The organism is Roseateles subflavus (genome assembly GCF_030285365.1).
In the GTDB taxonomy this organism is placed as follows: domain Bacteria; phylum Pseudomonadota; class Gammaproteobacteria; order Burkholderiales; family Burkholderiaceae_C; genus Roseateles_B; species Roseateles_B subflavus.
In genome coordinates, this window is record NZ_JASVDS010000001.1 from 507836 (window position 1) to 530774 (window position 22939).

Consider the following 22939-nt stretch of genomic DNA (forward strand, 5'->3'; position numbering starts at 1 on the left):
CCGCTCAGGCATCCGCCGCGCCCACGTGGCCGGCGCGGATGGCCTCGCGGTTGGCCCGCGCGAAGGCGAGGCGATAGGCCTTGTTCGTGAAGCCGAAGTGCAGGGCCAGGATCGTCCCCCCGAGGCGCTGACGCTGGAGCCGGCGGATGCGCACCGGCTGGTAGAAGCTGCTCTGCGGCGCCTCGGCCCGATGCCGGCGGAACCAGACCCAGCTGAGCACCAGCCCCACCAGCGAGGACACCACCCACGGATGCCGGGCCGCCAGGCCCGCGCCGGGGCCATCCGGGATGGCGAAGGTCAGCACGGCCGCGCAGGCGCCCGCGAGCAGGGCCGTGATGGCGAGCTTGCCGCCCCAGCTCATCGGCGGACGCGACAGGCTGTCCGCGCAGTGCAGGCAGGTCGGCACCGGCAGGGCAAAGGCCGCCGACGATCCGCCCAGCGGCAGCAGCCGGGTCACCCGGGTGTCCTGCTCGGCCACGAAGACCTCGCTGCGCGTGCCGCAGTTGGCACAGACATCATCCGGAAACTGCAGGCTGAAGCCTTCAGCCAGGGGCTCTGGGCCCAGGTTGGGGTGCATGGCGACTCCTCCGTTCAAACCGGCGGCTCCCGACCGCCCTCTCCCGTCACATCCACTGTCTTTTGAGTCGCCCGCATCGAGGCAGGGTCGGCGGGCGGATTATGGGAAGCGGCGCCGCATCTGATACCGAGGGTCGGCCCCTGCACTGAGGGGGATGCGAGCCGTTGGCGTGAATTGCGTCACGATCGGGCCCGTCAGACGCCGGGAGGCCGGGTTCAGTCGCGCGGCCGCCAGACCTTCATCAGCGTGTGCCGCGTGAAGCCGGGTACGAAGTCGTGGACGTGAGCGATGCAGGCGTAGCCCAGGTGCTCGTAGAGCGCCGCGGCATCGTCCAGCAGCGTCTCGATCAGGGCGTCGAGGCAGCCGCGGCGCAGCGCCTGGGCCTCGAGGCGGCGCAGGACGTCCCCGCCCAGGCCCTCGCCGCGGCGCTCGGGATGCACCCAGAGGTAGTCGACGTAGAGGCGCTGAAACTCCGTGCGACCGCAGCCGCCGGCCACCAGCACCCCGGCGTCGTCATAGAGGGCGCAGGCAATGTCCTGCGCGTCACTGCCCTGCGTCTGCTGCCGGCCATGCAGGACGACGGCGTCGCGGATCGCTTGCAGCGCCGCAGCCGGCACCTCGTTGTCGGCACACCAGCGCATGGGGCCGCGTCAGATGAGGCCGAGGGCCTCGTCCACGCCCAGGTGCACGTTCATGCTCTGCACGGCCGCCCCGCTGGCGCCCTTGCCCAGATTGTCCAGGCGGGCCATGACGAGGATCTGCCCGGGCTTGTCGTCGGTACTGCCGAAGACGAAGAGGTCCACGCGGTTGGAATCATTGCAGGCCTGCACGTCGAAGAAGCCGCCGGCCAGGGTGTCGGCATCGCGAAGTGGCATCACGCGGATGAAGCGCTCGCCCTCGTAGTGGGCGGCCAGCGCCTCGCGGACCTGGTCAGGCGTCGTGCCCGCGCGCAGCTGCTGCAGATGCAGCGGCACGGTCACCGCCAGGCCCTTGTAGAAATCCGCCACGATGGGCATGAACACAGGCGCCGTCTTCAGGCCGGTGTGCGCCATCATCTCGGGCAGGTGCTTGTGGGCGAGGCCCAGGGCATAGGGGCGCGGCGACTTCAGCAGCGCGTTGCCGCCCGCCTCGTACTCCGCGATCATGCCCTTGCCGCCGCCGGAATAACCCGTGATGGAGGTGGCCGAAACCAGCGCCTCGGGCGCCAGCAGACCGGCATCGACCAGCGGGCGCACCGCCAGGATGAAGGCGCTCGCATGGCAGCCGGGATTGGCGATGCGCTTGGCGCCGCGGATGGCCTCGCGCTGGCCCTTGCACAGTTCGGGCAGGCCGAAGGTCCAGCCCGGCACCGTCCGGTGGGCCGTGCTGGCGTCGATCAGGCAGGTGTTGGGGTTGGTGATCATGGCCGCGGCCTCGCGCGAGGCGGCATCCGGCAGGCACAGGAAGGCGACGTCGGCCGCGTTGAGCAGGCGGGCGCGCTCGGCGGCGTCCTTGCGCTTGTCAGCGTCGATGCGCAGCACCTCGATGTCACCGCGCTGAGCCAGGTACTCATGGATGCGCAGCCCCGTGGTGCCTTCCTGTCCATCCACAAACACGGTGTACGTCATGAGATCTCCAGCACAATCAATGGGAACAATCCGACAGCATAAGGGATGACCCGGCCCTCACGCCCTGCCGGCGCGCCTTCTCCCTTCGTCCTGATGATGCCCATGACCTCCTCCGCTGCCGCCCCGCCCGTCTATCTGCTGCCCGGCTGGCTGAACTCCGACGCCGAGCACTGGCAGAGCCGCTGGGAGCGGACGCTGGGCCATGTCCGCATCGAACAGGCCGACTGGGAATGGCCCCGCCGCGGGGACTGGATGGCGCGGCTGGACGAGGTGCTGCTCGCGGATGCCCGCCTGGCACAGACGCCGGCGGTGCTGGTCGCCCACAGCCTGGGCTGCCAGCTGGTGGCGGCCTGGGCGGCGCACTCGCAGCACACGGCCCGCGTGCGTGGCGCGCTGCTCGTGGCGCCGCCCGACACCGAGCGCGAGGACATGCCCCCGCAGCTCCACAACTGGCGTCCCATCCGCCGCCCCCGCCTGCCCTTCCCGGCCATCGCGGTGGTGTCCACCGACGATCCCTACTGCGATCCGGCACGGGCCGGCGAGATGGCCGCCGACTGGGGCGCGCGCCTCGTGCTGGCCGGGCCGCTCGGGCACCTCAACACCGCCAGCGGGCTCGGCGACTGGCCGGAGGGTCAAGCGCTGCTGGCGACGCTGCGCGGGGCTTCGGCCGCGGGCTGAGACGCCTCAGCCTTCCCGTTCCGACCACAGCCAGCCGCACACCAGGGCGACCAGCCCCAGCAGGCCCGTCAGCAGCACGCCCAGCGCCGGTCCGCCCCCGCTCCGGATGCCCGACAGGGCGCTCGGCAACAGGCCCGCGCCGGTCAGCTGCAGGGCCAGCAGCAGCCCGCCCAGTGCGGCGCCGCACAGCGGCGCCACCGAACGCCGCTGGTAGCGCCGAGGGTCCGGCAGGCGCTGCATCACCGCGGCGGTGAAGCCGTCGTCCGGCACCGGGTCCAGCCGTGCCTGCGCGAGACAGGCCTCCAGCCAGGCCTCGTCCTGCGCGGCGTTCCCGGGCATCGACGGGTCGTGGTCCTGCGCCTGTTCGCTCATGGCGTCCTCTCCTTCCAGTCCTGCAGCCAGTGGCGCAGGCGTTGCTTGCCTCGTTGCACATGCGACTTGAGCGTCCCCAGCGGCACCCCCATCACCTGGGCCGCCTCCTCGTGGCTCAGCCCCAGCTCGGCGCAATGCATGAGCGCCTGGCGCTCCGCCCGGGGCAGACGCGCCAGCGCCTGCTGCAGGTCCAGACGGAGGGCCTGCGGTGCCTGCGGGGCCGCCCCCAGGGCCTCGTCCAGCGCCTCCGGCTCGACGCCCTCCTGCACGTCCAGCCGGCCCTTGCGCCGGGACTCCAGGAACACCGTGTAGGCCAGCCGGAAGAGCCAGGTCGCGAAGCGGGCCTCGCCCCGGTACTGGTCCAGCTTGCGCCACAGCCGCAGGAAGACCTCCTGCGCCAGCTCATCCGCCTGCGCGGCATCGCCGTGCAGCAGGCGCCGCAGCTGGGCCCGCACGAGGCCCTGGTGTCGCCGCAGCAGCTGCTCGAAGGCCTGCGCCTCGCCGGTGTCCAGCACGCGACGCACGAGGAGCCGGTCGAGCCGGTCCTCGGGGTCGTGGGGCTCAGCCACCTGCACGCGCGTCGCGCTCACCGAGCCACCAGCTCACCAGATACCCCAGCCCCACCATCAGCGGCAGGCAAGCCAGGCCCCAGAGCTCGGAGAGGCGGTGACCCTCGTTGTACTCCAGCGGCAGGGCCACCAGCGTCAGGAAGAGCCCGAGCCCGCCGCTGACCAGCACCAGGCCCCGGCGGCGATCGGCGTCGGTGGGTGTCGGCTCCAGCAGCAGCTCCGGCGGCAGGGCCTGCTGGCGGTCGGCCAGCTCCAGCAGGAAGCGGTAGCGCTGCTCCTTCTGGCGGGTCTGGTGGCGCATCAGGCGCAGCAGCACGATCACCGGCCCTGCCACCGAGGCGAGGATCGCCAGGGTCACGCCGATCGCCACGAACAGTTCATTCACGTTGTCCATCGTTCCATCCTTCTTCCATGCATGGCAGCGGGCCGTTCACAGCCCGAGGCGGCGAGCGACCTCGTCCACCTCGCCCAGCAGCTCCTCGCGCTCGCCGGGCAGTCCCGAGGGCACCCGGCCCTCGACAAGATCCTTCAGCGCCCGGCCATAGGCTGCCCGGCGGGCATCGGGCGCCGGCACGCGGACCTGCGGCAGCACCCCCTGGCCCTCCCAATTCCCCCCCGTCACCGGGCTGACCGACCGGGCCAGCGAGACCCACAGCCGGAAGTGCGGGTGCACCGTCCGGAACACCCCGGGATTGGCACCGCCGCCACTGGCCTCGCCCACCACCGTCGCGCGCCCGGCCTGCTGCAGGTCGTAGGCCAGGTGCTCGCCCGCAGAGAAGGTCTTGGGACCGATCAGCAGGTACAGCGGCAGCTGCTGCAGCGCAGGGCCCGGCAGGCCCGGCATTGTGGCCAAGGATTCGCGGGTGGTGTCCCGGGCCCGGACCATCGCGCTCAGCGGCGTCCCCGGCGGCAGGAAGTGGCTGGCCAGCCACTGCACCATCGCCGGGCTGCCCCCCCCGTTTCGCCGCAGGTCCAGGATGAGCGCGTCACTCTGGGCCAGGACCTGCAGCGCCGCGGCCAGCGTCGGCGCGCAGGCTTCGGGCGGCGCCATGGCGTCCACGCGCAGGTAGCCGATGTTGCCGGGATAGTGCTCGACGCGCTCCACCCCGCAGTTCAGGTGGCGCATCACCTCGGGCGGCGGTCCGGAGGGGGTGTCTTTGGCGTCCTCGGCCTCGGGCGGCAGCGCCTCGGGGCTGTAGACCAGCCGGGCATGGGCATCCTGCAACTGGCTCTGCAGCTGTCGGGTCCAGGCCTCCGCCAGCACCGGGCCCGGGAGGGGCTCGGCCTGCGGCTTGAGGGCTGCCAGCGCGGCAGGCAGCCGAGCCGGGTCGTGATAGTCCTGGTTCAGACGCCGGGCAATCTGCTGGCCCAGGGCCGCCTGCTCCGCGGGCGCCAGGAGCCCGGGCGCAAGCGCCGCCGGCGCGGCCATGCCCCAGGGGCTGAACATCAGTGCGGCCGCCAGGACCAGGCCTTGTCTTTCGGGTGTCGTCATGCAAGCGCTCCTCGCTCCAGGGCCCGCCACAGGGAGGGCCTCCTGTGCTTGGATGCAGCGGGCGTCGATCCGGATGCGGCTCGGCGAAAAAAAGATCCCCCGGCCCTGAAAGCGGCGTTGCAGCGGCACTTTGCGACAATCCGCCCCATGGTCACGAAAAAACCCAAGGGGCTCGGCATGGGCCTGGAGGCCCTGCTCGGCCCCAAAGTCTCCGAAACACCCCCCGCGCGCGAGGGTGAGCCCAGCACCCTGCGTCTGGAACAGATGCAGGCCGGCAAGTACCAGCCTCGCACGCGCATGGACGAAGGCTCGCTGTACGAACTGGCCGAGAGCATCAAGGGCCAGGGCATCATGCAGCCCATCCTGGTGCGACCCATCGGTGCCGAGGCCTCGAAGGACGGCGTGGCGCGCTACGAGATCATCGCGGGCGAGCGCCGCTTCCGGGCCGCGAAGCTGGCGGGTCTGCGCGACGTGCCGGTGCTGGTCAAGGCCGTGCCGGACGAGGCGGCCGCCGCCATGGCCCTGATCGAGAACATCCAGCGCGAGGACCTCAACCCGCTGGAAGAGGCGCAAGGCCTGAAACGCCTCACGGACGAGTTTGGGCTCACTCACGAGCAGGCCGCACAGGCCGTGGGCCGCTCGCGCAGCGCCGCCAGCAATCTGCTGCGCCTGCTGAACCTTGCCGAGCCGGTCCAGAACATGCTGATGGCGGGCGACCTCGACATGGGCCATGCCCGCGCGCTGCTGGCCCTCGACGGCGCCCACCAGATCACCAGTGCGACCGAGATCGCTGCCAAGAAGCTCAGCGTGCGCGAGGCCGAGAAGCTCGTGCAGCGCCACCAGGGCGCCGGCCGGCAGACGCCGCTGCTGCGCGTCAAGAGCGACAAGAGCCGCGACGTGCTGCGCCTCGAGGAGGAGCTCTCCGATCTGCTGACCGCCCAGGTCGAGATCCGCGTGAAGAAGAAGACACGCCGCGGCGAGTCCGGCGAGATTGCCATCCAATTCAGCTCGCTGGACGAGCTCAATGGTCTGATCGAACGACTGCGCGGACCGCAATGAGACGCATGCGCCCGTGAGGCGCAGAAGTCCTGCCCAAAGCCGTGCCCCGTGCACGGCTTTTTTTCACGCGTCGACGCAACACCGGCACTGCCCGCGCATGATGCAGAGGTCTATGCTGTCAACGAGCCCCCGCAGGATGGCGTTGCGAAGTCATCACGAAAGGACTACAAGAGACGTCATGCGGGGTCAGGTCTTGTGTCCTTCCCAGCCGTCACGAGCGGCGTAGGATGACACCAGGGCCCGCCGCTGCGGCAACCCCGCGGAATGCGCAAGAAGCGTGGTGTTCATAGCCCTCATTCCTGCGTGCCTCCGGCCCTTGCTGCATGATCCTGTTGACGTGAGCTGATGCTCGGAAAGCTCTGATGACGCCTTGCCCCAGGACGTCACCAGAACTTCCCAGACGGCGCCGGCTGCCACACGCCCGACGTCGCCTCCCACCGGATCAGGAGGTCAGCATGGACGTGATCAGCAACTACGCCGCCCGCTACGAACGCACCCGGGTTGAAGAGCTCTCGCTCGAGGAATACCTGGCCGAGTGCAAGCACAACCCTCTCGCCTACGCCTCGGCCGCCGAGCGCATGCTCAAGGCCATCGGCGAGCCGCAGATGGTGGACACCCGCAACGACCCGAGGCTCTCGCGGATCTTTGCCAACAAGACGATCAAGCTCTACCCCGCCTTCGCCGAGTTCTACGGCATGGAGGAGGCCATCGAGCAGGTCGTGAGCTACTTCCGCCACGCCGCCCAGGGGCTGGAGGAGAAGAAGCAGATCCTCTACCTGCTGGGCCCGGTGGGCGGTGGCAAGAGCTCCATCGCCGAGCGCCTCAAGCAGCTGATGGAGCAGGTGCCGTTCTATGCGCTCAAGGACTCGCCGGTGAACGAGTCGCCGCTGGGTCTCTTCGACCCTGTCGAGGACGGCCCGCTGCTGGAGAAGGAGTTCGGCATTCCGAGCCGCTACCTGAACCGCATCCTCTCGCCGTGGGCGGTCAAGCGGCTCGACGAGTTCGGCGGTGACATCCGCCGCTTCCGCGTCGTGAAACGCTATCCGAGCGTGCTCAAGCAGATCGGTGTGGCCAAGACGGAACCGGGGGACGAGAACAACCAGGACATCTCGAGCCTCGTCGGCAAGGTCGACATCCGCAAGCTCGAGACCTATGCGCAGGACGACCCCGATGCCTACAGCTACAGCGGTGGCCTGTGCCTGGCGAATCAGGGGTTGCTGGAGTTCGTCGAGATGTTCAAGGCGCCGATCAAGGTGCTGCACCCGCTGCTGACCGCCACGCAGGAAGGCAACTTCAAGGGCACCGAGGGCTTCGGCGCGATTCCCTTCGATGGCATCGTGCTCGCGCACAGCAACGAGAGCGAGTGGAAGACCTTCCGCAACAACAAGAACAACGAGGCCTTCCTCGACCGCATCTACATCGTCAAGGTGCCTTACTGCCTGCGCGTCAGCGAGGAAGTGAAGATCTACGACAAGCTGATCCGCACCTCCTCGCTCGCGCAGGCCAAGTGCGCCCCGGGCACGCTGAAGATGATGGCGCAGTTCGCGGTGCTCACGCGCCTGAAGGAGCCGGAGAACTCGACGCTCTACTCGAAGATGCAGGTCTACGACGGCGACAACCTCAAGGACACCGACCCGCGGGCCAAGAGCCTGCAGGAGTACCGCGACTACGCGGGCGTCGATGAGGGCATGAACGGCATCAGCACGCGCTTCGCCTACAAGATCCTCTCGAAGGTCTTCAACTTCGACCCCGGCGAGGTCGCGGCCAATCCGGTGCACCTGATGTACGTGCTGGAGCAGCAGATCGAGCGCGAGCAGTTCTCGGGCGAGCTGGAGCAGAAGTACGTCGGCTTCATCAAGGAGGCGCTGGCGCCGCGCTATGCCGAGTTCATCGGCAAGGAGATCCAGACGGCCTACCTCGAAAGCTACTCGGAGTACGGCCAGAACATCTTCGACCGCTACGTCACCTATGCCGACTACTGGATCCAGGACCAGGAGTACCGGGACACGGACACCGGCGAGGTCTTCGATCGCTCGGCGCTCAATGCCGAGCTGGAGAAGATCGAGAAGCCGGCGGGCATCAGCAATCCCAAGGACTTCCGCAACGAGATCGTCAACTTCGTGCTGCGGGCCCGCGCCAACAACGCCGGCAAGAACCCCGCCTGGACGAGCTACGAGAAGCTGCGCACGGTGATCGAGAAGAAGATGTTCTCCAACACCGAGGAGCTGCTGCCGGTGATCAGCTTCAACGCCAAGGCGAGCGCCGAGGAGGCCAAGAAGCACGAGAACTTCGTGCAGCGCATGGTCGACAAGGGCTACACCGCCAAGCAGGTGCGGCTGCTCTGCGAGTGGTACCTGCGGGTGCGCAAGAGTAGCTGATGGTCCACCCCCTACGCGCTGCGCGCGCCCCCTCGAGGGGGCGGGCCCGCAGGACCGGCAGAGCCCGATCCTCGGGCCCCGCTCGGGAAGACCGGGCGGAGCGCCGCTACTGAAGGACAGCACATGCTGCAGCAGATCATCGATCGACGGCTCTCGGGCAAGAACAAGTCCATCGGCAATCGCGAGCGGTTTCTGCGCCGACACAAGGACCAGATCCGCGAGGCGGTGCGGCGGGCGGTGGACGGGCGCGGCATCCGGGACATGGAGCGCGGCGAGGAAGTCCACATCCCCAAGAAGGACCTCAGCGAACCCGTGTTCGGGCATGGCGAGGGCGGCACGCGCGAGGTGGTGCGGCCCGGCAATCGCGACCACGTCAAGGGCGACCGGGTGCCCAAGCCGCAGGGCGGGCAAGGCCAGGGTCAGGGCAGCCAGGCGAGCGACTCCGGCGAGGGCGAGGACGACTTCGTCTTTCACCTCAGCAAGGAGGAGTTCATGCAGGTCTTCTTCGAGGACCTGGCCCTGCCCAACCTCGCGCGCACCACGCTGGCCGAGACGCCCGAATGGAAGAGCCATCGCGCCGGCTTCACGAGCGACGGCACGCCCACCAACCTGCACGTCGTGCGCTCCATGCGCGGCGCGCTGGGCCGGCGCATCGCGCTGGGCATGGGCAAGCGGCGGGAGCTGCACGAGCTCGAGGAGCGCCTCGCGCTGCTCCTTCGCGAGCTGCCCGAGCACCCCGAGCACAAGCCGCTGATCGAGGACACCGAGGCCCGCATCGCCCGGCTCAAGGGCCGCATCGAGGCCATTCCCTTCCTCGATCCCATCGACCTGCGCTTTCGCTCGCGCGTGAAAGTGCCGGTGCCGACCACGCGGGCCGTGATGTTCTGCCTGATGGACGTCTCCGGCTCCATGGACGAGTCCCGCAAGGACCTCGCCAAGCGCTTCTTCATCCTGCTCTACCTCTTCCTCACGCGGCACTACGAGAAGATCGACGTCGTCTTCATCCGCCACCACACGCAGGCACAGGAGGTGGACGAGCAGAACTTCTTCCACGCCACCGAGACCGGCGGCACCGTGGTGTCCTCCGCCCTCGTGCTGATGGAGCAGATCATCCGCGAGCGCTACTCGCCGTCCGAGTGGAACATCTACGGCGCCCAGGCCAGCGACGGTGACAACTGGCACCACGACAGCGGCCGCTGCCGCGAGCTGCTCACGGACAAGATCCTGCCGCTGTGCCGCTACTTCGCCTATGTGCAGGTGGCGGAGGCGGAGCAGAACCTCTGGGAGGAATACGTCAAGCTGGCCGACGAGGTGCCGCACTTCGCCATGCGCAAGGCCGTGGAGGTGAACCAGATCTATCCGGTCTTCCGCGACCTGTTCAAGAAGGAAGGGGCCGCCACATGACCGACATCGAGAACCGCCGCCGCACCGGCCTGTCCCCCGACCGCCACGAATGGGGCGGTCGCCGCTCTCCGCCGCCGCTGCGCGAGATGACGCCCCTGGAGAAGCGCCCTGACCATCCGCTGCCCGCGCCGAGCGACTGGACCTTCGAGCTCATCCACGAGTACCACGACGTCATCCGCCGGACGGCCGAGCGCTACGGGCTCGACACCTACGCCAACCAGCTCGAGATCATCACCGCCGAGCAGATGATGGACGCCTACGCCTCCGTGGGCATGCCGGTGAACTACCGCCACTGGAGCTACGGCAAGGAATTCATCGCCACCGAACGCAACTACAAGCGCGGCCAGATGGGCCTGGCCTACGAGATCGTCATCAATTCCGACCCCTGCATCGCCTACCTGATGGAGGAGAACACCATGGCCATGCAGGCCCTGGTGATCGCGCATGCCTGCTACGGGCACAACAGCTTCTTCAAGGGCAATTACCTCTTCCGCATGTGGACGGACGCCTCGTCCATCATCGACTACCTCGTCTATGCCAAGAACTACGTGGCCGAATGCGAGGAGCGCCACGGCCTGGATGCCGTCGAGGCGGTGCTGGACTCCTGTCATGCCCTGATGAACCACGGCGTGGACCGCTACCGCCGGCCCGCCAAGCTGTCGCTGGCCGAGGAGCGCAACCGGCTCAAGGACCGCGAGTCCTACGCGCAGCAGCAGATCAACGACCTCTGGCGCACCCTGCCCCGCCGTGCGGACAAGGACGCCGAAGCCCAGGCCGCGCGCCGCTTCCCTGAAGAGCCGCAGGAGAACCTGCTGTACTTCATCGAGAAGAACGCCCCGCTGCTGGAGCCCTGGCAGCGCGAGATCGTCCGCATCGTGCGCAAGATCGCGCAGTACTTCTACCCGCAGCGCCAGACCCAGGTGATGAACGAGGGCTGGGCGACGTTCTGGCACCACCGCCTGCTCAACCAGATGTACGACGACGGCTACCTCACCGACGGCATGATGATCGAGTGGCTGAAGTCGCACACCAACGTCATCGCCCAGCAGCCCCTGGCCAACCTGAATCCCTATGCCCTGGGCTTTGCGATGTACACCGACCTCAAGCGCATCTGCGAGAACCCGACCGAGGAGGACCGCCGCTGGTTCCCCGACGTCGCCGGCAGCGACTGGCTGCCCACGCTGCACCACGCCATGCGCAACTTCAAGGACGAGAGCTTCATCGGCCAGTACCTCAGCCCCAAGCTCATGCGCGACTTCAAGCTCTTCGCCATCCTGGATGACGAGAAGGAGAAGGAATACCTGATCTCCGCCATCCACGACGAAGGCGGCTACCAGCATGTGCGCGAGGCCCTGTCCCGCCAGTACGACCTTTCCACGCGCGAGCCCAACATCCAGGTCTGGAACGTGAACCTGCGGGGCGACCGCTCCCTGACCCTGCGCCACACCCAGCATCTGGACCGCCCGCTGCACGACAGCGCGCAGGAAGTCCTCAAGCACGTCGCCCGCCTGTGGGGCTTCGGCGTGCACCTGGAGAGCGTCAACGCCAAGGGCGAGGTCAGCAAGCGCTGGACCGTGCCGGCACCCGCCCATTGAGCGGCGCTGCGTCCGTGCGGCCCCGACCGCTCCGGAACCTGCCCTGGCAGGCATCGTGGCACCCGCTGGTGAGTGCGGCCCGCCTCGTGGGCCTGCTGCTCGGCCTGCTGGGGCTCCTGCTCTGGTCGGGCACACCGGCCCGGGCCACCCCGCCGCTGCGCCTCCTGGTCACCACCGGCTCGATCCCGCCCTTCGCGGACATCAGCCAGGGCAGCAACGACGAGCGCCTCCTGGGCGGCATCATCCAGGACTGGGGCCAAGCCCTGGCCGAGCGCCTGGGTCGCGAACCCCAGTTCCTGCTGGTGCCCGCGCGGCGGGTCGGCCAGCAATTGCGCGAGGGCGGCTTCGACGTGCAGTGCTTCGAGAACCGGCAGTGGTACAGCCGAGAGGACGAGGCCTTCATCGACTGGCTGCCCCAGCCGCTGATGGAGGTCGTCGAGGTCCTGGTGAGCATGCGCGGCACGCCACCGGTGCGGCAGCTGGACCAGCTCAAGGAGCGGACCATCGGCGTGGTCAACGGCTACCGCTACCCCTTGCTGGACCCGCTGTTCGAGGCCCGGCAGCTGCGCCGCAGCACGGCCCACAACGAGATGCGCCTCCTGCAGATGCAGCAGCTGGGCCGGGCCGACTACAGCGTCATCAGCCTGCTGCAGCTCGAGCATGCGCGCCTGCGCGACCCGCGGCTGCGGGCGCTGGTGGTCTCGCCGCTGGAGGTCTCGCGCACGGCGCTCTTCTGCCTGCGCCAGCGGCAGTCGCCGATCTCCCGTGCCAAGCTGGCCGCGGCGCAGCAGGCACTGCTGGCGGAAGGCCGGCTGGAGGCCATCCTGCGGCGCTACCGCTGAACGGAAGGGCTAGCCGCGAAAGATCTTGCCGGGGTTCATGATGTTCCGCGGGTCCACGGCGCGCTTGAGGGTGCGCATCAGATCCACGGCGCCCTCGCCGGCCTCGTCCAGCAGGAAGTCCTGCTTGTGCAGCCCGATGCCGTGCTCTCCCGTGCAGGTTCCGCCCAGGCGCAGCGCCCGGGCCACCATCTGCGCGGACAGCCGCTCCGCCGTCTCCCGCTCGGCGGGCAGCGCCGGGTCGATCAGGTAGCCCATGTGGAAGTTGCCATCGCCCACATGACCCACGATGAAGTAGGGCAGACCGGACGCCAGCACCTCGGCCACCGACTCGTTGATGCTCTCCGCCAGGCGCGAGATCGGCACGCAGGTGTCCGTGGTGACGCAGCGGCAGCCCGGCTTCATCTGCAGGGCCGAGAGGTAGGCATGGTGGCGCGCCGTCCACAGCCGCGTGCGCTCCTCCGGTGTGCGGGACCACTCGAAGTCCTCGCCGCCGAAGTCGCGGGCGATGTCCTGCACGGTCGCGGCCTGCTCGGCCACACCGGCCTCGGACCCATGGAACTCCATCAGCAGCATGGCCGACTCCCGCAGACCGAGGTGGTCATGGGCGTTCACGGCCCGCACGGTGTTCGCATCCAGCAACTCGCAGCGGGCGATGGGCACGCCCATCTGGATGATCTGCATGGTGGTCTGCACGGCCGCGTCGATGCTGGGGAAGAAGCAGATCGCGGCCGACACGGCCTCGGGCAGCGGATACAGGCGCAGCGTCAGCTCGGTGATCACGCCCAGCGTGCCCTCGCTGCCCACGAACAGGCGCGTGAGGTCGTAGCCCGCGCTGCTCTTGCGGGCCCGCGAGCCCGTGCGGATCACCTCGCCGCCCGGCGTTACGACGCGCAGCGCCAGGACGTTCTCGCGCAGCGTGCCGTAGCGAACCGCATTGGTCCCGCTGGCCCGCGTGGCCGCCATGCCGCCCAGCGACGCATCGGCACCCGGGTCGATGGGAAAGAACAGGCCCTGGTGGCGCAGCTCGTTGTTGAGCTGGTGGCGCGTCACCCCGGGCTGCACGGTCACGGTGAGATCCTCCGCCTGCACGGCCAGCAGGCGGTTCATGCGGGAGAGGTCCAGGCTGATGCCGCCTTGCACCGCCAGCAGATGGCCTTCCAGCGAGGTGCCGGCCCCGTAGGGAATCACGGGCACGGCGTGCGCATGGGCCTGCGCCAGCACGAAGGCCACCTCCTCCTCCGATTCCGCAAAGAGCACGAGCTCGGGCGGCGCGACGTCGAAGGGGCTCTCGTCGCGCCCGTGCTGCTCGCGCACGGCCAGGGACTCGGCGCAGCGGGCGCCAAATCGATCGCGAAGGGCCTGCTTCAGCGTCTCGGGCACTGCGCGGCGGGGGCTGTCGAGAGCAGCGGGCAACGAGACGTGGGACATGGCGGGCTCCATCAGCACAGGCGTGGCCCATTCTAGGAAGCCGGCCTGAACCGATGCTGAACAAGGCCGATCGCCCGGAAGCTGCGCTGGCGCAAGCCGGGAGGCTTGAAGCGCCGGCGCCCCCGTGCCACCATGGCTGCAAGACCGCCACCCCCGAGGAGATGCCATGAGCCTGTCGACCTGGATTCTGTTGAGCGCTGTCGTCATCCTGGCCCTGCTGGGCCTCTGGCGCCGGGACATGGTGGCCCTGCTGCTCCAGAACATCATGAGTGCCTTCCGCGCGCCCAGCCCGCCCGTGGCGCCGCCCGGCCATGCCCCGACGCCGCATGGCGAAGGCGCCCAGGCCCATCCCGCCAGCCCGCAGCGGCCCGACTTTCACCGCAGCGGACGCAGGGGCTAAGACGGGCCGCCGGCCCGGTTCAGGCAAGATGCGGGCCTCTTCACCACGACCCGCTCCCTGACACCATGGCCAACCGACTTTCCCAGATCGCCACCCGCACCGGAGACGACGGCACCACGGGCCTGGGTGACGGCACGCGCGTGCCCAAGGATCACCTGCGCGTCCAGGCCATGGGCGATGTGGACGAGCTGAACTCCCACATCGGCGTCCTGCTTGCCGAGCCCCTGCCGGACGACGTCCGGGAGCTGCTCATCACGATCCAGCACGAGCTCTTCAACCTCGGCGGCGAGCTGTGCATGCCCGGCTACAGCCTGCTCAAGGACGACGCCGTGCTGCGACTGGACGAGGCGCTGGCGCACTACAACGCCGCGCTGCCGCGCCTCCAGGAGTTCATCCTGCCCGCCGGCACCCGCAGCGCCGCCATCGCCCATGTGTGCCGCACCATCGCCCGCCGTGCCGAACGCGCCGTGGTCCATGCCCTGCACCAGGGCGAGCAGATCGAGGCCGCGCCACGCCAGTACCTCAACCGTCTCTCGGACCTGCTCTTCGTGCTGGCCCGGGTCCTGAACCGCGCCAATCTCGACGGCAAGGGCGGCGACGACGTCTACTGGCACAGCGAGCGCCTCAAGCGTCAGCAGGCGGAGCCGGGCGAGGACTGAGCCGCACGGCCGGGGCATGCGTCGCATCCTGATCTTCGCCCTGGGCGGCACGGGACTGCTCGCGCTGCAAGGGCGCCTGGAACGCCTGCACCACGCGATGCCGGCCTGGCTGGTGCTCGGCCTGTTCCTGCTGCTGTGCGCCGCCACAGGCATGGGCCCCTTCGGCGATGACGAGGACGAAGAGCCCGGCCCGATTGCTCATGCCCTGCGCGTGCTCTTCCTGGGGGCTGTCGGCCTCGCCTCGCTGGTGCTGGGCGGCATGGGCTGGTCGGAGCGGCACAGCGGTCAATGGAGCGCGCTGCTGGCCCTGCAGATCCCGGTGGGCGTCCTGAGCCTGCTGCTGGGCCTTTACTTCCTGCTGCGCGGCAGGCGCTGAGTCGCCACGCGCAGGCGCTCCTCGTACGCCTCGGCCAGGGCGGCCGGCGCCTGCACCTCGACCTCGCCGGCATGCCGCAACAGGTCCATCAGCAGCTCGGTGGCGTCCACATAAGGCACCTCCAGCTCCCAGCGGCCATCGTCCAGCCAGCGGCTCTCCTGGGCCGGATGCCATTCCTCGCGTGACACCCACTGCGCCGCCTCGGCGCTGAAGATCAGGCGCGCCCGCTGCGGTTTGCCGCCCGCGAAGATGCCGTAGCCCTGGTCCAGCTCGGTCTCGAGCTGCTTCACGGCCACCGCGCGGGCCTTGTCCTCGGTCACCTCGGCCGCTTCCACGGCGTCCAGCGCAAAGCGGCGCAGGCCCTCGCTCTGGTGGCACCAGGCATCGAGGTACCAGGTGTTGCGGTAGTGGACCAGCCGCTGCGGCGACACCAGTCGCTCACTGCAGGAGCCAGGTTGGCCGCCGCGGCCCCGCTTGCGGTAGGCCAGGCGCAGACGCTGGCGCTTCACGAGCGCGCTGCCCACGGTCTCGAAGTGCTCGGACGGCACGCGGCGCCGCGCCGTGGAAATGAGCTTGACCCGCCGCGTCAGCTCGCGCGCCTCGGCCTCGTCACTGCCCAGCATGCCGCTGAGCTTGTCCAGCATCGGCTGCAGATGACGCGTCAGCAAGCCGTTCTCGTCCAGGCTCGACAGCAGCTGGTTCATCGTCAGCAGGGCGTGCAGCTCCTTCTCGCTGAACCACACCCCCGGCAGCTCGTGCTTCTGCCCGCGCCAGTCCTGGCTGAAGCGGTAGCCCTTGTCCAGGGCGTCGTACTCGATGGGCGCATCCATGCGCTCGCGCAGGTACTGCAGGTCGCGCTTGAGGGTCGCCGGCGACACCTCCAGGGCCTCCAGCAGCGTCGCAAAGCTGACGCACTCCTGGGCGCGGATCAGCATCTCGATCTTGTAGAAGCGCTCGGTACGGTCCATGGCCAGCGGCCCTCCCTCTCGTGGTTTTCCCCAGACTCCAGACCCGACGCAGGTAGCTCACGCCTTGAGCTACCTGGATCGCACACTGTGCCACAAGGTCGCTGACAGATTTGTGGCGGCCCGCCACTCCCCCCACTTCCGGAGATGACCATGGCCCAGCTCAGCACCCCGTCCACTGCCCGATTCGTTCCGCCTGCATCGGCCCAGCTCGATCTGGCCATGGACGACGGCCCCACCCTGCCCGCCGGCCGGCAAGTCGGCTTCGAACTCGGCTGGGACCATGCGCGCCACGGCATCGCACCGGCCGTCGAGCACCTTTTCAGCACCTCCCCTCTGCGCCAGGGCTGGCAGGCGGGCCAGGCCACCTTCGGGCGTCGCACGCTCAAGGCCGCCGCCCACACGCAACGCTGGCTGCAACTGCGCACGCATGCGTGGGCCCGCGGCCGCAGCTTCGAGACCACGCTGCTCACGCCCAACTACCTGCAGCAACTGGACACGGAGCACTGCCCCGCCAGCCGCCTGCCGCTCAATGACGTGCCCGGCCATGCGCAGCAGCGCCGTCTGGATCGCGTGCGGGACGACGCGGGCTACGCCGCGGGCCACCTGGCCATGATGAGCCGCCAGGCCAACACGGCCAAGGGAAGCCGCTGCTGGAGCGAGCTGCAGGCTGCCGCGCACAGCCTGCAGGCCGGCCCCATCCGCGAGATGGGTGGCCTCGATGCAAAGGCCTGGCAGCGCCTGGCCGTGCTGGCCAGCTTCGTGACGACGCTCCCGCACGAGGAGGCCGCCGTGCTCCCGCTGCATGTCCTGCCGCCGAACCGCCTGCGCCTCTTCAACCCCATCCAGGCGCTGCAGGCACTCGTGACCCGCCAGTTCGCCACGCCGGGCTGGAGCCAGCGACTGGCGCGCCTGGAGGCCCTGCTGCCGCACGACGAGCTGCGGGTCGACTTCAACCGCTTCGTGCTGGCCTTCGTGCCCCGCGTGCTGCAGCAGCAGCATCTGCAGACGCCGCACGAGATCCGCTGGGCCCTGGAGGACGCCTGGAGCCATGAGCTCGTGCAGCGCCGCTGGAGCCGCTTCGCCCTGCGCCTGAGCGCCGATCAGGCCGAGCAGCTGGTGCAGCGCGCCGCCGCCAAGCGCCTGTGCCCGGTCCATGTGCAGCAGCACGAGGCCCCCGCTGCCACCGAAGGCTGGGGGCTGGCCTGAAGCCCGCGCAGCGTCATCACCACGTCATGCCGGCGTGTCACAGTCGCCGCGTCGATCGGCCGGCCCTGCCCGCCGGCGACAGAGCTCAAACATCCGCTCTTGCCTTCTCAGCCCCGCCAGGCCCCGGTCCGGCGGGGCTTCTTTTTGGGCCCGCGCCATGCCCTCGCCGCCCTCATGCCGGGGGGCCCGGGCGGTTGACGCACGGAGCCGTCACGCGAATGATGCGGCGTTGGCGCTGCGGCGCCCTGCATCACACAAGGAGACATCGAGCATGCAAAGAGTGGCCATCGTGACGGGAGGCACCCGCGGCATCGGCGGCGCCATCGCCCTGGGCCTCAAGGCAGCGGGCTACCGCGTGGCCAGCGTCTACGCCGACAACGACACCGCCGCCCAGGCCTTCCACGAGCACAGCGGCATTCCCGTGTTCCGCTGGGACGTCTCCGACTACGAGGCCTGCGAGCGCGGCGTCGCCCAGGTCGAGGCCCAGCTCGGGCCGGTGGACGTCCTGGTCAACAACGCCGGCATCACCCGCGACGGCATGCTGCACAAGATGACGCTCGCCCAGTGGCAGGCCGTGATCAACACCAACCTGAATTCGGTCTTCAACATGAGCCGGCAGGTGATCAACGGCATGCGGGAGCGCGGATTCGGGCGCATCGTGAACATCTCGTCCATCAATGCCCAGAAGGGCCAGCTCGGCCAGACCAACTACTCGGCGGCCAAGGCCGGCGAGATCGGCTTCAGCAAGGCACTCGCCCTGGAGAACGCCAACAAGGGCATCACCGTGAACGTGATCTGCCCCGGCTACATCGCCACGGACATGGTCAAGTCCATGAAGCCGGAGGTGGTGAGCAGCATGATCCTGCCGCAGATCCCGGTGGGGCGCCTCGGCACGCCGGAGGAAATCGCCCGCTGCGTGTGTTTCCTGGTGGCGGACGAGGCCAGCTTCATCACCGGCGCCACGATCAGCGCCAACGGTGGGCAGTACCTCGCCTGACGGTGGCGAGGGGGCTCAGGCCGGGAGACCCTGGCTGAAGCGCTCGACCGTCCCGGCGGAGTCCTGCAACGCCACGTGGTAGCCCCGTTCCTTGAACCACATCGCCCAGTTGTGGGCGAGCCGGCGATCGGGCAGCCACGGGCCCGTGCGGTCGATGTGAATGCGGTGGCCGCGGCGTTCGTAGAACACCACGCGCCACATGCTCCCACTCGATCCGAAGTTATAGCTGCTCATAAGCGGGCGTGAATCTATCAGATCGCCCGCGGCCCGCCGGCCTGATCAGCTTCTCGATTCGTCAACCCATTCACGCAAGGTGAGCACGCGCAGGCCCGGATAACGCGCCGCCTGCCGCGCCACATGGCTGCGAAGCGCGACGGAGTCGCTCAGCAGCAGCCCCGCCCCGGCGGCCTGCGCCAGGCTCAGCGCCAGCAGCGGTCCCAGCGGCAAGCGCGCGGCCGCCCGCTTGGCGAGCGGCTTGCAGACCTCGGCATAGGGCAGCACATCGGCCAGCAGCTCCTGCTGCTGGGCAGGCTTGAGCTTCAAGGCGGGTGCCGCCAGGCTCAGCATCAGCAGTTGCGCGGTCTCCGCACAGACCAGCAAGGGCAGCTGCCCCTCCTGCCAGGCCTGGCGCAGCAGCCCGCCCGCTTCGTCGTTGTGCAGCAGCACTTGAAGGAGCAGCGCCGTGTCCAGCACGGCGGTGGGGGGTCGGGTCTTGCGCGGACGCCCACCCGGCCGGGGCGTGCCGGCCGATCGTGCTCGTGGGCTCATGCGGCGCGACGCGAGGTCGTCGCGCCACGGCCGGCGCGGCTCGCCGGCGCGGCGGTCGCTTTGCTGCGGCGCACGGCAGCGGTACTCGATGGTTTTGCCGCGCTCTTGCGGGTCACGGCTGCCGTCCCACGGGGCTTGGAAACGGCACTCGATGGTTTTGCACGCTGGTCAGCCCGCGGCTTTTTCGGGGTCTCGATGGTTTTGAGGGCCGGCGTCCGGACTGCCGCCTTCCTCAACGTTTTTCCCGCTGTTTTGGCCGCTGCCTTCTTGGGTGCCGATTTTGGCGCCGCCGGGGTACTCAATGGTTTTGCCGCCTTCGCGGCCCGGGGCTTCTGGGGGGTCTCGATGGTTTTGACACCCCCCATCTGCGTTTCGGCCCAGCTCAGGGCCGCATCCAGCGTTTTCTGGGACAGGGCCAATTCGGCCAGCTTCGCACGGAGGGCATCGCCTCGCTGGATCCGCACGGGGGTCAGCACGATTTGGCCACCCCGGGTCTGCACGTCGAAGTACTGCACCGGCCCGAGGGGCTCGGTCACGCTCTTGGGCAAGGTCAGTTGATTCTTGGCGGTAATCTTCGCGAGCACTTGATGGAAATTCTGAAAGTAAGGAACCCTTACTTTACCTCGGATCAGGGGCCTCGAAGGGAATGCCGGGCTCGATGGACCGAAGCCAGGACACCCGATGAATGCGAGCTTCCGCTCGATCTATTCCCTGTTCAAGGCCTGATTTCAGAGGGCGCTGACTTTCATCGTTACTTTCAAAACGAAGAGTCTCACCTCCATCAATTCATGAGACGTCGTGACGAATGAGGCGGTCCCGCGGGCCCTTCAGGGCAGCAGGCGGCTCTTGGCAGCGTCCCGCATCACCTGGGCCAGCCGCCCGGACGCCCGCCCCTGAACCAGGGCGCGGTTGATACGCTGGAGGACCTCCGTGTGATGGCCGATGGCGGTGGCGATGTGGACGTCGTCGCTGAACACCGGCCGGGGCAGCACGCAGAAGGGATGGCGCCGCATGGCCTCGGGCTCGCGAGCGCCCAGCATCCCATAGCGCGCCTGCAGCGCACGCTCGACCTCCGGGGCCGACCAGCGGCTGTACACCAGCAGCGCCTCCGTGCGGCCCAGCAGCAGCTTCTCGAACCGGGCACGGGAGTCGCCCGTCTCATTGTCCAGGCGGAAGCGGCCGGCGCGGACCGCCGCGTCGAAGTCCGGACCGTTGACAGTCCCGCGCACGGCTCCGAGGGTCTTGCCTTCCAGCTGCGACAGGTGCTGGTAGTCGAAGGTCCGGTCGCAGCGCGTAACGAGCCAGGCGGATTCCCGGTAGAGCGGCTCGCTGAAGCTGAGGGTCTGCTGGCGCTGCGCCGTGAGCGAAGCCCCGAAGAGCAGCCCCTCGCCCTGCGAGGCCATCCGGAGCGCGCGCTGCCAGGGATAGGCCTGCACGTCGAAGGACAGCCCGGTCTCCTGCTCGAGGAAGTGCAGCAGCGCCTGGACTTCACTGCCCAGCGGCATCGCCAGCCCGCGACCGTCAGTGGTGCCGCTGATGAGCAGCTTCACGGGCGCCTCTGCGGCAACCGTGGGCGATCCGGCCCACGCCAGGGCCAGGGAAGTCATGAAGGCCAGTACACCCGATCTCACGGAAGACGCCCATCCTGTCCTGCAGGGCACATCGGATGCCGATGTGCCACCTCGCCAGGATACCGCGGGGATCGGGCCTGCTCTCGCGGGGTCCCCGGCAATTCAGGGACAGGGCGGCATTCATCCACGAAGGCCCGCCCAAGGGCATCACGGCCGGATGCACCGCGTCTCACGACGAGGCGCAAGCGGCCTCAGGGTCTCACACCAGCGAGCGGTGCAGACGCAGTTCCTCGAGGCGGACGGAGCCCACTTCGGTGGTCTTGGTGGTGTTGAGCTCGCGCTTGAAGCCGGCCAGCTCGAAGAAGCGCAGGGCGCGTTCATTGCGCAGATAGGTCCACAGGGTGACCTTGGTGCAGCCTTCTTCCTGGAGACCGTCGCGAGCGGCGTCCCACAGGGCCAGGCCCACGCCCTTCTCCCAGTGCTTGGGCGCGACGTACATCGCCCAGATCTCCCCGGTGCTCGAGGGCGTGCCCTTGTCGCGCGAGCGGTCGAAGCCGACGAAGCCCATCATTTCATTGTCGATGTGCGCCACCAGGACCTGCGGCTCGCACAGGTCGATGGCTTCGCGCCAGAAGGCTTGGCGCTTCTGCACGGACCAGCTGTCCAGCACGGACACCGGCAGCAGTTCCTTGTAGGCGTCCTGCGCAGCGGCGACGTGGATCTCAGCAATGGCCTTGGCGTCACGCAGCGTGGCCGGACGGACCTGAATACTCGACATACAAAGAAACCAGCGGCAAAAGAAAGACGAAGGGCGGGATTGTGGCGGGCAAATCAGCGAATCCGGCCGCTTGACAAGGCGATATTTTCAGACCCGTTTTGGCGCAAAGGCCGCAACCATGGGGCTTCGAGGCCGATGTCGGCCAGATTCCCCCTGCATGACCGGCCTCAGGCCTGCAGCGGCAACGGCTGCTGCGCCCGACGGCGCCACACGGCGGCGTAGTCCGCCACACAGCGCTTGAGAGCCGTCTTGTTGGCCTTCTGGAGCCGCGCCAGCAGCTCGTGACGCACCGGCGCCACGCCCAGCTCCTGCCCGAACTGCTGCTCGATGTCGCGCTCCATGCGGATGAGCAGGTGGGCCGTGGTCTTGGCGTCGGCCAGGGCCCGGTGGGCGCGGCCCATGTCCGGCAGCTCGTGCCAGCGAGCGAGCTGGCCCAGCTTGCAGGACGGCGCCTCCGGGTAGAGCCGCCGCGCCAGCAGCACCGTGCAGGCGAATTCATGGGCCGGATCCGGCTCGATCTCGGCCTTGCGCATCTCGAACTGCCAGAACCCCCGATCGAAGCCGGCGTTGTGCGCAATCATCGGGCAGCCGCGGGTGAATTCGGCCACCTCCCGCATCACCTGCTCGGCCGGCGGCGCCCCCTCCAGCATCTCGTTGCTGATGCCCGTCAGCTGCTCGATGAAGGGCGGCACGTACACGCCGGTGTGCATCAGGCTCTGGTACTCGCCGACGATCGCGCCCCCGCGCACCAGCACCGCCGCGATCTCGGTCGCCCGCCCGCCGTTGGCCGGGCCGAGGCCCGAGGTCTCGAAGTCGATCACCGCCAGGGTCTCGCTCATGCGCTCACTCATGCGCTCTCGCCTTCCCGGGGCAGCGGCGGATGCTTGCGGGCATTCATCACGAGCTTGCGCTCCACGGCCGAGGTCACATCGACCTGGCAATGATCGGCGATCTGCAGCAGGTACAGCAGGACGTCGGCAATCTCCTCGCCCAGGTGCACCCGGGTGGCCTCGTCCAGCGCCTGCGACTCCTGCGGCGTCTTCCACTGGAAGATCTCCACCAGCTCGGCAGCCTCCACGACCATGGCCATGGCCAGGTTCTTGGGGGTCTGGTAGGGCTCCCATCGGCGCTCGGCGGCGAAGGCGCGCAGACGGGCCTGGAGGTCGGCAATGTTCATCATGGGCCGCGAGTGTGCACGCTGCCTGGCCTGGCGCC

Annotated in this window: 27 protein-coding genes; 11 read left to right on the top strand and 16 right to left on the bottom strand. The window is 68.9% G+C overall.

All coding sequences use genetic code 11. From position 1 onward, the window contains the following. Nucleotides 1-4: 4 nt before the first annotated feature. The 3 genes from QRD43_RS02345 to argC form a co-directional block, all read right to left on the bottom strand. A complete protein-coding gene (locus QRD43_RS02345) occupies nucleotides 5-577 on the bottom strand; it encodes a hypothetical protein (RefSeq protein ID WP_285980862.1) in 573 nt (190 codons plus the stop codon). A gap of 215 nt (nucleotides 578-792) precedes the next feature. Next, on the bottom strand, nucleotides 793-1218 hold the full coding sequence (locus tag QRD43_RS02350) for a GNAT family N-acetyltransferase (protein ID WP_285980863.1): 426 nt from the start codon (nucleotides 1216-1218) through the stop codon (nucleotides 793-795). 9 nt (nucleotides 1219-1227) lie between these two features. Then, the gene (gene argC / locus QRD43_RS02355) at nucleotides 1228-2184 is read right to left on the bottom strand and encodes an N-acetyl-gamma-glutamyl-phosphate reductase (protein WP_285980864.1); all 957 of its coding nucleotides are present in this window, start codon (nucleotides 2182-2184) and stop codon (nucleotides 1228-1230) included. Between the two features lie 96 nt (nucleotides 2185-2280). Between argC and QRD43_RS02360 the strand changes: the two genes are divergently transcribed. After that, nucleotides 2281-2862, top strand: a complete 582-nt coding sequence (locus QRD43_RS02360) for an RBBP9/YdeN family alpha/beta hydrolase (protein ID WP_285981527.1) — start codon at nucleotides 2281-2283, stop codon at nucleotides 2860-2862. 6 nt (nucleotides 2863-2868) lie between these two features. On the opposite strand, the gene QRD43_RS02365 is transcribed toward QRD43_RS02360, so the two are convergent. From QRD43_RS02365 to QRD43_RS02380, 4 genes are read right to left on the bottom strand one after another with little or no spacing between them, the layout of a single operon-like run. Further along, nucleotides 2869-3234: a hypothetical protein gene (locus tag QRD43_RS02365; protein WP_285980865.1), complete on the bottom strand. Its 366-nt coding sequence runs from the start codon at nucleotides 3232-3234 to the stop codon at nucleotides 2869-2871. Next, nucleotides 3231-3803 (bottom strand): RNA polymerase sigma factor, encoded by a 573-nt coding sequence (locus QRD43_RS02370; RefSeq protein WP_285980866.1) that lies wholly within the window; start codon nucleotides 3801-3803, stop codon nucleotides 3231-3233. Before QRD43_RS02370 ends, QRD43_RS02365 begins: the two co-directional genes overlap by 4 nt. After that, nucleotides 3796-4197, bottom strand: a complete 402-nt coding sequence (locus QRD43_RS02375; protein ID WP_285980867.1) for a DUF6249 domain-containing protein — start codon at nucleotides 4195-4197, stop codon at nucleotides 3796-3798. Before QRD43_RS02375 ends, QRD43_RS02370 begins: the two co-directional genes overlap by 8 nt. A 36-nt stretch (nucleotides 4198-4233) precedes the next feature. Continuing rightward, the gene (locus QRD43_RS02380; protein ID WP_285980868.1) at nucleotides 4234-5295 is read right to left on the bottom strand and encodes a S41 family peptidase; all 1062 of its coding nucleotides are present in this window, start codon (nucleotides 5293-5295) and stop codon (nucleotides 4234-4236) included. A 147-nt stretch (nucleotides 5296-5442) separates the two neighbouring features. Here QRD43_RS02380 and QRD43_RS02385 point away from each other — a divergent pair, with 147 nt between their 5' ends. The 5 genes from QRD43_RS02385 (at nucleotide 5443) to QRD43_RS02405 (ending at nucleotide 12573) form a co-directional block, all read left to right on the top strand. Continuing rightward, nucleotides 5443-6354 carry a ParB/RepB/Spo0J family partition protein gene (locus QRD43_RS02385; RefSeq protein ID WP_285980869.1) on the top strand — a complete coding sequence of 304 codons (912 nt, stop codon included), beginning with the start codon at nucleotides 5443-5445 and terminating at the stop codon, nucleotides 6352-6354. A 455-nt stretch (nucleotides 6355-6809) separates the two neighbouring features. Then, nucleotides 6810-8732, top strand: a complete 1923-nt coding sequence (locus QRD43_RS02390) for a PrkA family serine protein kinase (protein WP_285980870.1) — start codon at nucleotides 6810-6812, stop codon at nucleotides 8730-8732. Nucleotides 8733-8855: 123 nt separating this feature from the next. Further along, nucleotides 8856-10136 carry a YeaH/YhbH family protein gene (locus QRD43_RS02395; protein WP_285980871.1) on the top strand — a complete coding sequence of 427 codons (1281 nt, stop codon included), beginning with the start codon at nucleotides 8856-8858 and terminating at the stop codon, nucleotides 10134-10136. 86 nt (nucleotides 10137-10222) lie between these two features. Beyond that, entirely contained in the window at nucleotides 10223-11731 is a 1509-nt protein-coding gene (locus QRD43_RS02400) for a SpoVR family protein (RefSeq protein WP_285981528.1), read from the top strand. A gap of 68 nt (nucleotides 11732-11799) precedes the next feature. Next, the gene (locus QRD43_RS02405; protein WP_285980872.1) at nucleotides 11800-12573 is read left to right on the top strand and encodes a substrate-binding periplasmic protein; all 774 of its coding nucleotides are present in this window, start codon (nucleotides 11800-11802) and stop codon (nucleotides 12571-12573) included. 9 nt (nucleotides 12574-12582) lie between these two features. Here QRD43_RS02405 and QRD43_RS02410 read toward each other — a convergent pair whose 3' ends face one another. Then, a complete protein-coding gene (locus QRD43_RS02410; protein ID WP_285980873.1) occupies nucleotides 12583-14001 on the bottom strand; it encodes an FAD-binding oxidoreductase in 1419 nt (472 codons plus the stop codon). 166 nt (nucleotides 14002-14167) lie between these two features. On the opposite strand from QRD43_RS02410, the gene QRD43_RS02415 reads away from it, so the two are divergent. The 3 genes from QRD43_RS02415 (at nucleotide 14168) to QRD43_RS02425 (ending at nucleotide 15436) form a co-directional block, all read left to right on the top strand. Next, the gene (locus tag QRD43_RS02415) at nucleotides 14168-14401 is read left to right on the top strand and encodes a hypothetical protein (protein WP_285980874.1); all 234 of its coding nucleotides are present in this window, start codon (nucleotides 14168-14170) and stop codon (nucleotides 14399-14401) included. Between the two features lie 65 nt (nucleotides 14402-14466). Further along, a complete protein-coding gene (locus tag QRD43_RS02420; protein ID WP_285980875.1) occupies nucleotides 14467-15060 on the top strand; it encodes a cob(I)yrinic acid a,c-diamide adenosyltransferase in 594 nt (197 codons plus the stop codon). Nucleotides 15061-15076: 16 nt separating this feature from the next. Further along, on the top strand, nucleotides 15077-15436 hold the full coding sequence (locus QRD43_RS02425) for a hypothetical protein (protein WP_285980876.1): 360 nt from the start codon (nucleotides 15077-15079) through the stop codon (nucleotides 15434-15436). Here QRD43_RS02425 and QRD43_RS02430 read toward each other — a convergent pair. Next, nucleotides 15409-16404: a helix-turn-helix transcriptional regulator gene (locus QRD43_RS02430; protein ID WP_285980877.1), complete on the bottom strand. Its 996-nt coding sequence runs from the start codon at nucleotides 16402-16404 to the stop codon at nucleotides 15409-15411. The two genes, QRD43_RS02425 and QRD43_RS02430, sit on opposite strands and share 28 nt — an antisense overlap. A gap of 150 nt (nucleotides 16405-16554) precedes the next feature. Here QRD43_RS02430 and QRD43_RS02435 point away from each other — a divergent pair, with 150 nt between their 5' ends. Together QRD43_RS02435 and phbB are read left to right on the top strand one after the other, a co-directional pair. Further along, nucleotides 16555-17610 (top strand): hypothetical protein, encoded by a 1056-nt coding sequence (locus QRD43_RS02435; protein ID WP_285980878.1) that lies wholly within the window; start codon nucleotides 16555-16557, stop codon nucleotides 17608-17610. A 271-nt stretch (nucleotides 17611-17881) separates the two neighbouring features. Beyond that, nucleotides 17882-18607: an acetoacetyl-CoA reductase gene (gene phbB / locus QRD43_RS02440; protein ID WP_285980879.1), complete on the top strand. Its 726-nt coding sequence runs from the start codon at nucleotides 17882-17884 to the stop codon at nucleotides 18605-18607. Between the two features lie 15 nt (nucleotides 18608-18622). On the opposite strand, the gene QRD43_RS02445 is transcribed toward phbB, so the two are convergent. The 7 genes from QRD43_RS02445 to QRD43_RS02475 all read right to left on the bottom strand — a co-directional run bounded on the left by QRD43_RS02445 (nucleotide 18623) and on the right by QRD43_RS02475 (nucleotide 22901). Then, nucleotides 18623-18841: a hypothetical protein gene (locus QRD43_RS02445; protein ID WP_285980880.1), complete on the bottom strand. Its 219-nt coding sequence runs from the start codon at nucleotides 18839-18841 to the stop codon at nucleotides 18623-18625. A 45-nt stretch (nucleotides 18842-18886) separates the two neighbouring features. Next, on the bottom strand, nucleotides 18887-19375 hold the full coding sequence (locus tag QRD43_RS02450) for a hypothetical protein (protein WP_285980881.1): 489 nt from the start codon (nucleotides 19373-19375) through the stop codon (nucleotides 18887-18889). Further along, nucleotides 19372-19959 carry an AbrB/MazE/SpoVT family DNA-binding domain-containing protein gene (locus QRD43_RS02455; RefSeq protein ID WP_285980882.1) on the bottom strand — a complete coding sequence of 196 codons (588 nt, stop codon included), beginning with the start codon at nucleotides 19957-19959 and terminating at the stop codon, nucleotides 19372-19374. The genes QRD43_RS02450 and QRD43_RS02455 overlap by 4 nt, the downstream gene beginning before the upstream one ends. A 243-nt stretch (nucleotides 19960-20202) precedes the next feature. Continuing rightward, on the bottom strand, nucleotides 20203-20925 hold the full coding sequence (locus tag QRD43_RS02460; RefSeq protein WP_285980883.1) for a substrate-binding periplasmic protein: 723 nt from the start codon (nucleotides 20923-20925) through the stop codon (nucleotides 20203-20205). A 280-nt stretch (nucleotides 20926-21205) separates the two neighbouring features. Then, nucleotides 21206-21724 (bottom strand): GNAT family N-acetyltransferase, encoded by a 519-nt coding sequence (locus QRD43_RS02465; RefSeq protein ID WP_285980884.1) that lies wholly within the window; start codon nucleotides 21722-21724, stop codon nucleotides 21206-21208. Nucleotides 21725-21891: 167 nt separating this feature from the next. Continuing rightward, the gene (locus QRD43_RS02470) at nucleotides 21892-22563 is read right to left on the bottom strand and encodes a 3'-5' exonuclease (RefSeq protein ID WP_285980885.1); all 672 of its coding nucleotides are present in this window, start codon (nucleotides 22561-22563) and stop codon (nucleotides 21892-21894) included. 8 nt (nucleotides 22564-22571) lie between these two features. Continuing rightward, nucleotides 22572-22901 (bottom strand): nucleotide pyrophosphohydrolase, encoded by a 330-nt coding sequence (locus QRD43_RS02475; protein WP_285981529.1) that lies wholly within the window; start codon nucleotides 22899-22901, stop codon nucleotides 22572-22574. Between the last annotated feature and the right edge of the window lie 38 nt (nucleotides 22902-22939).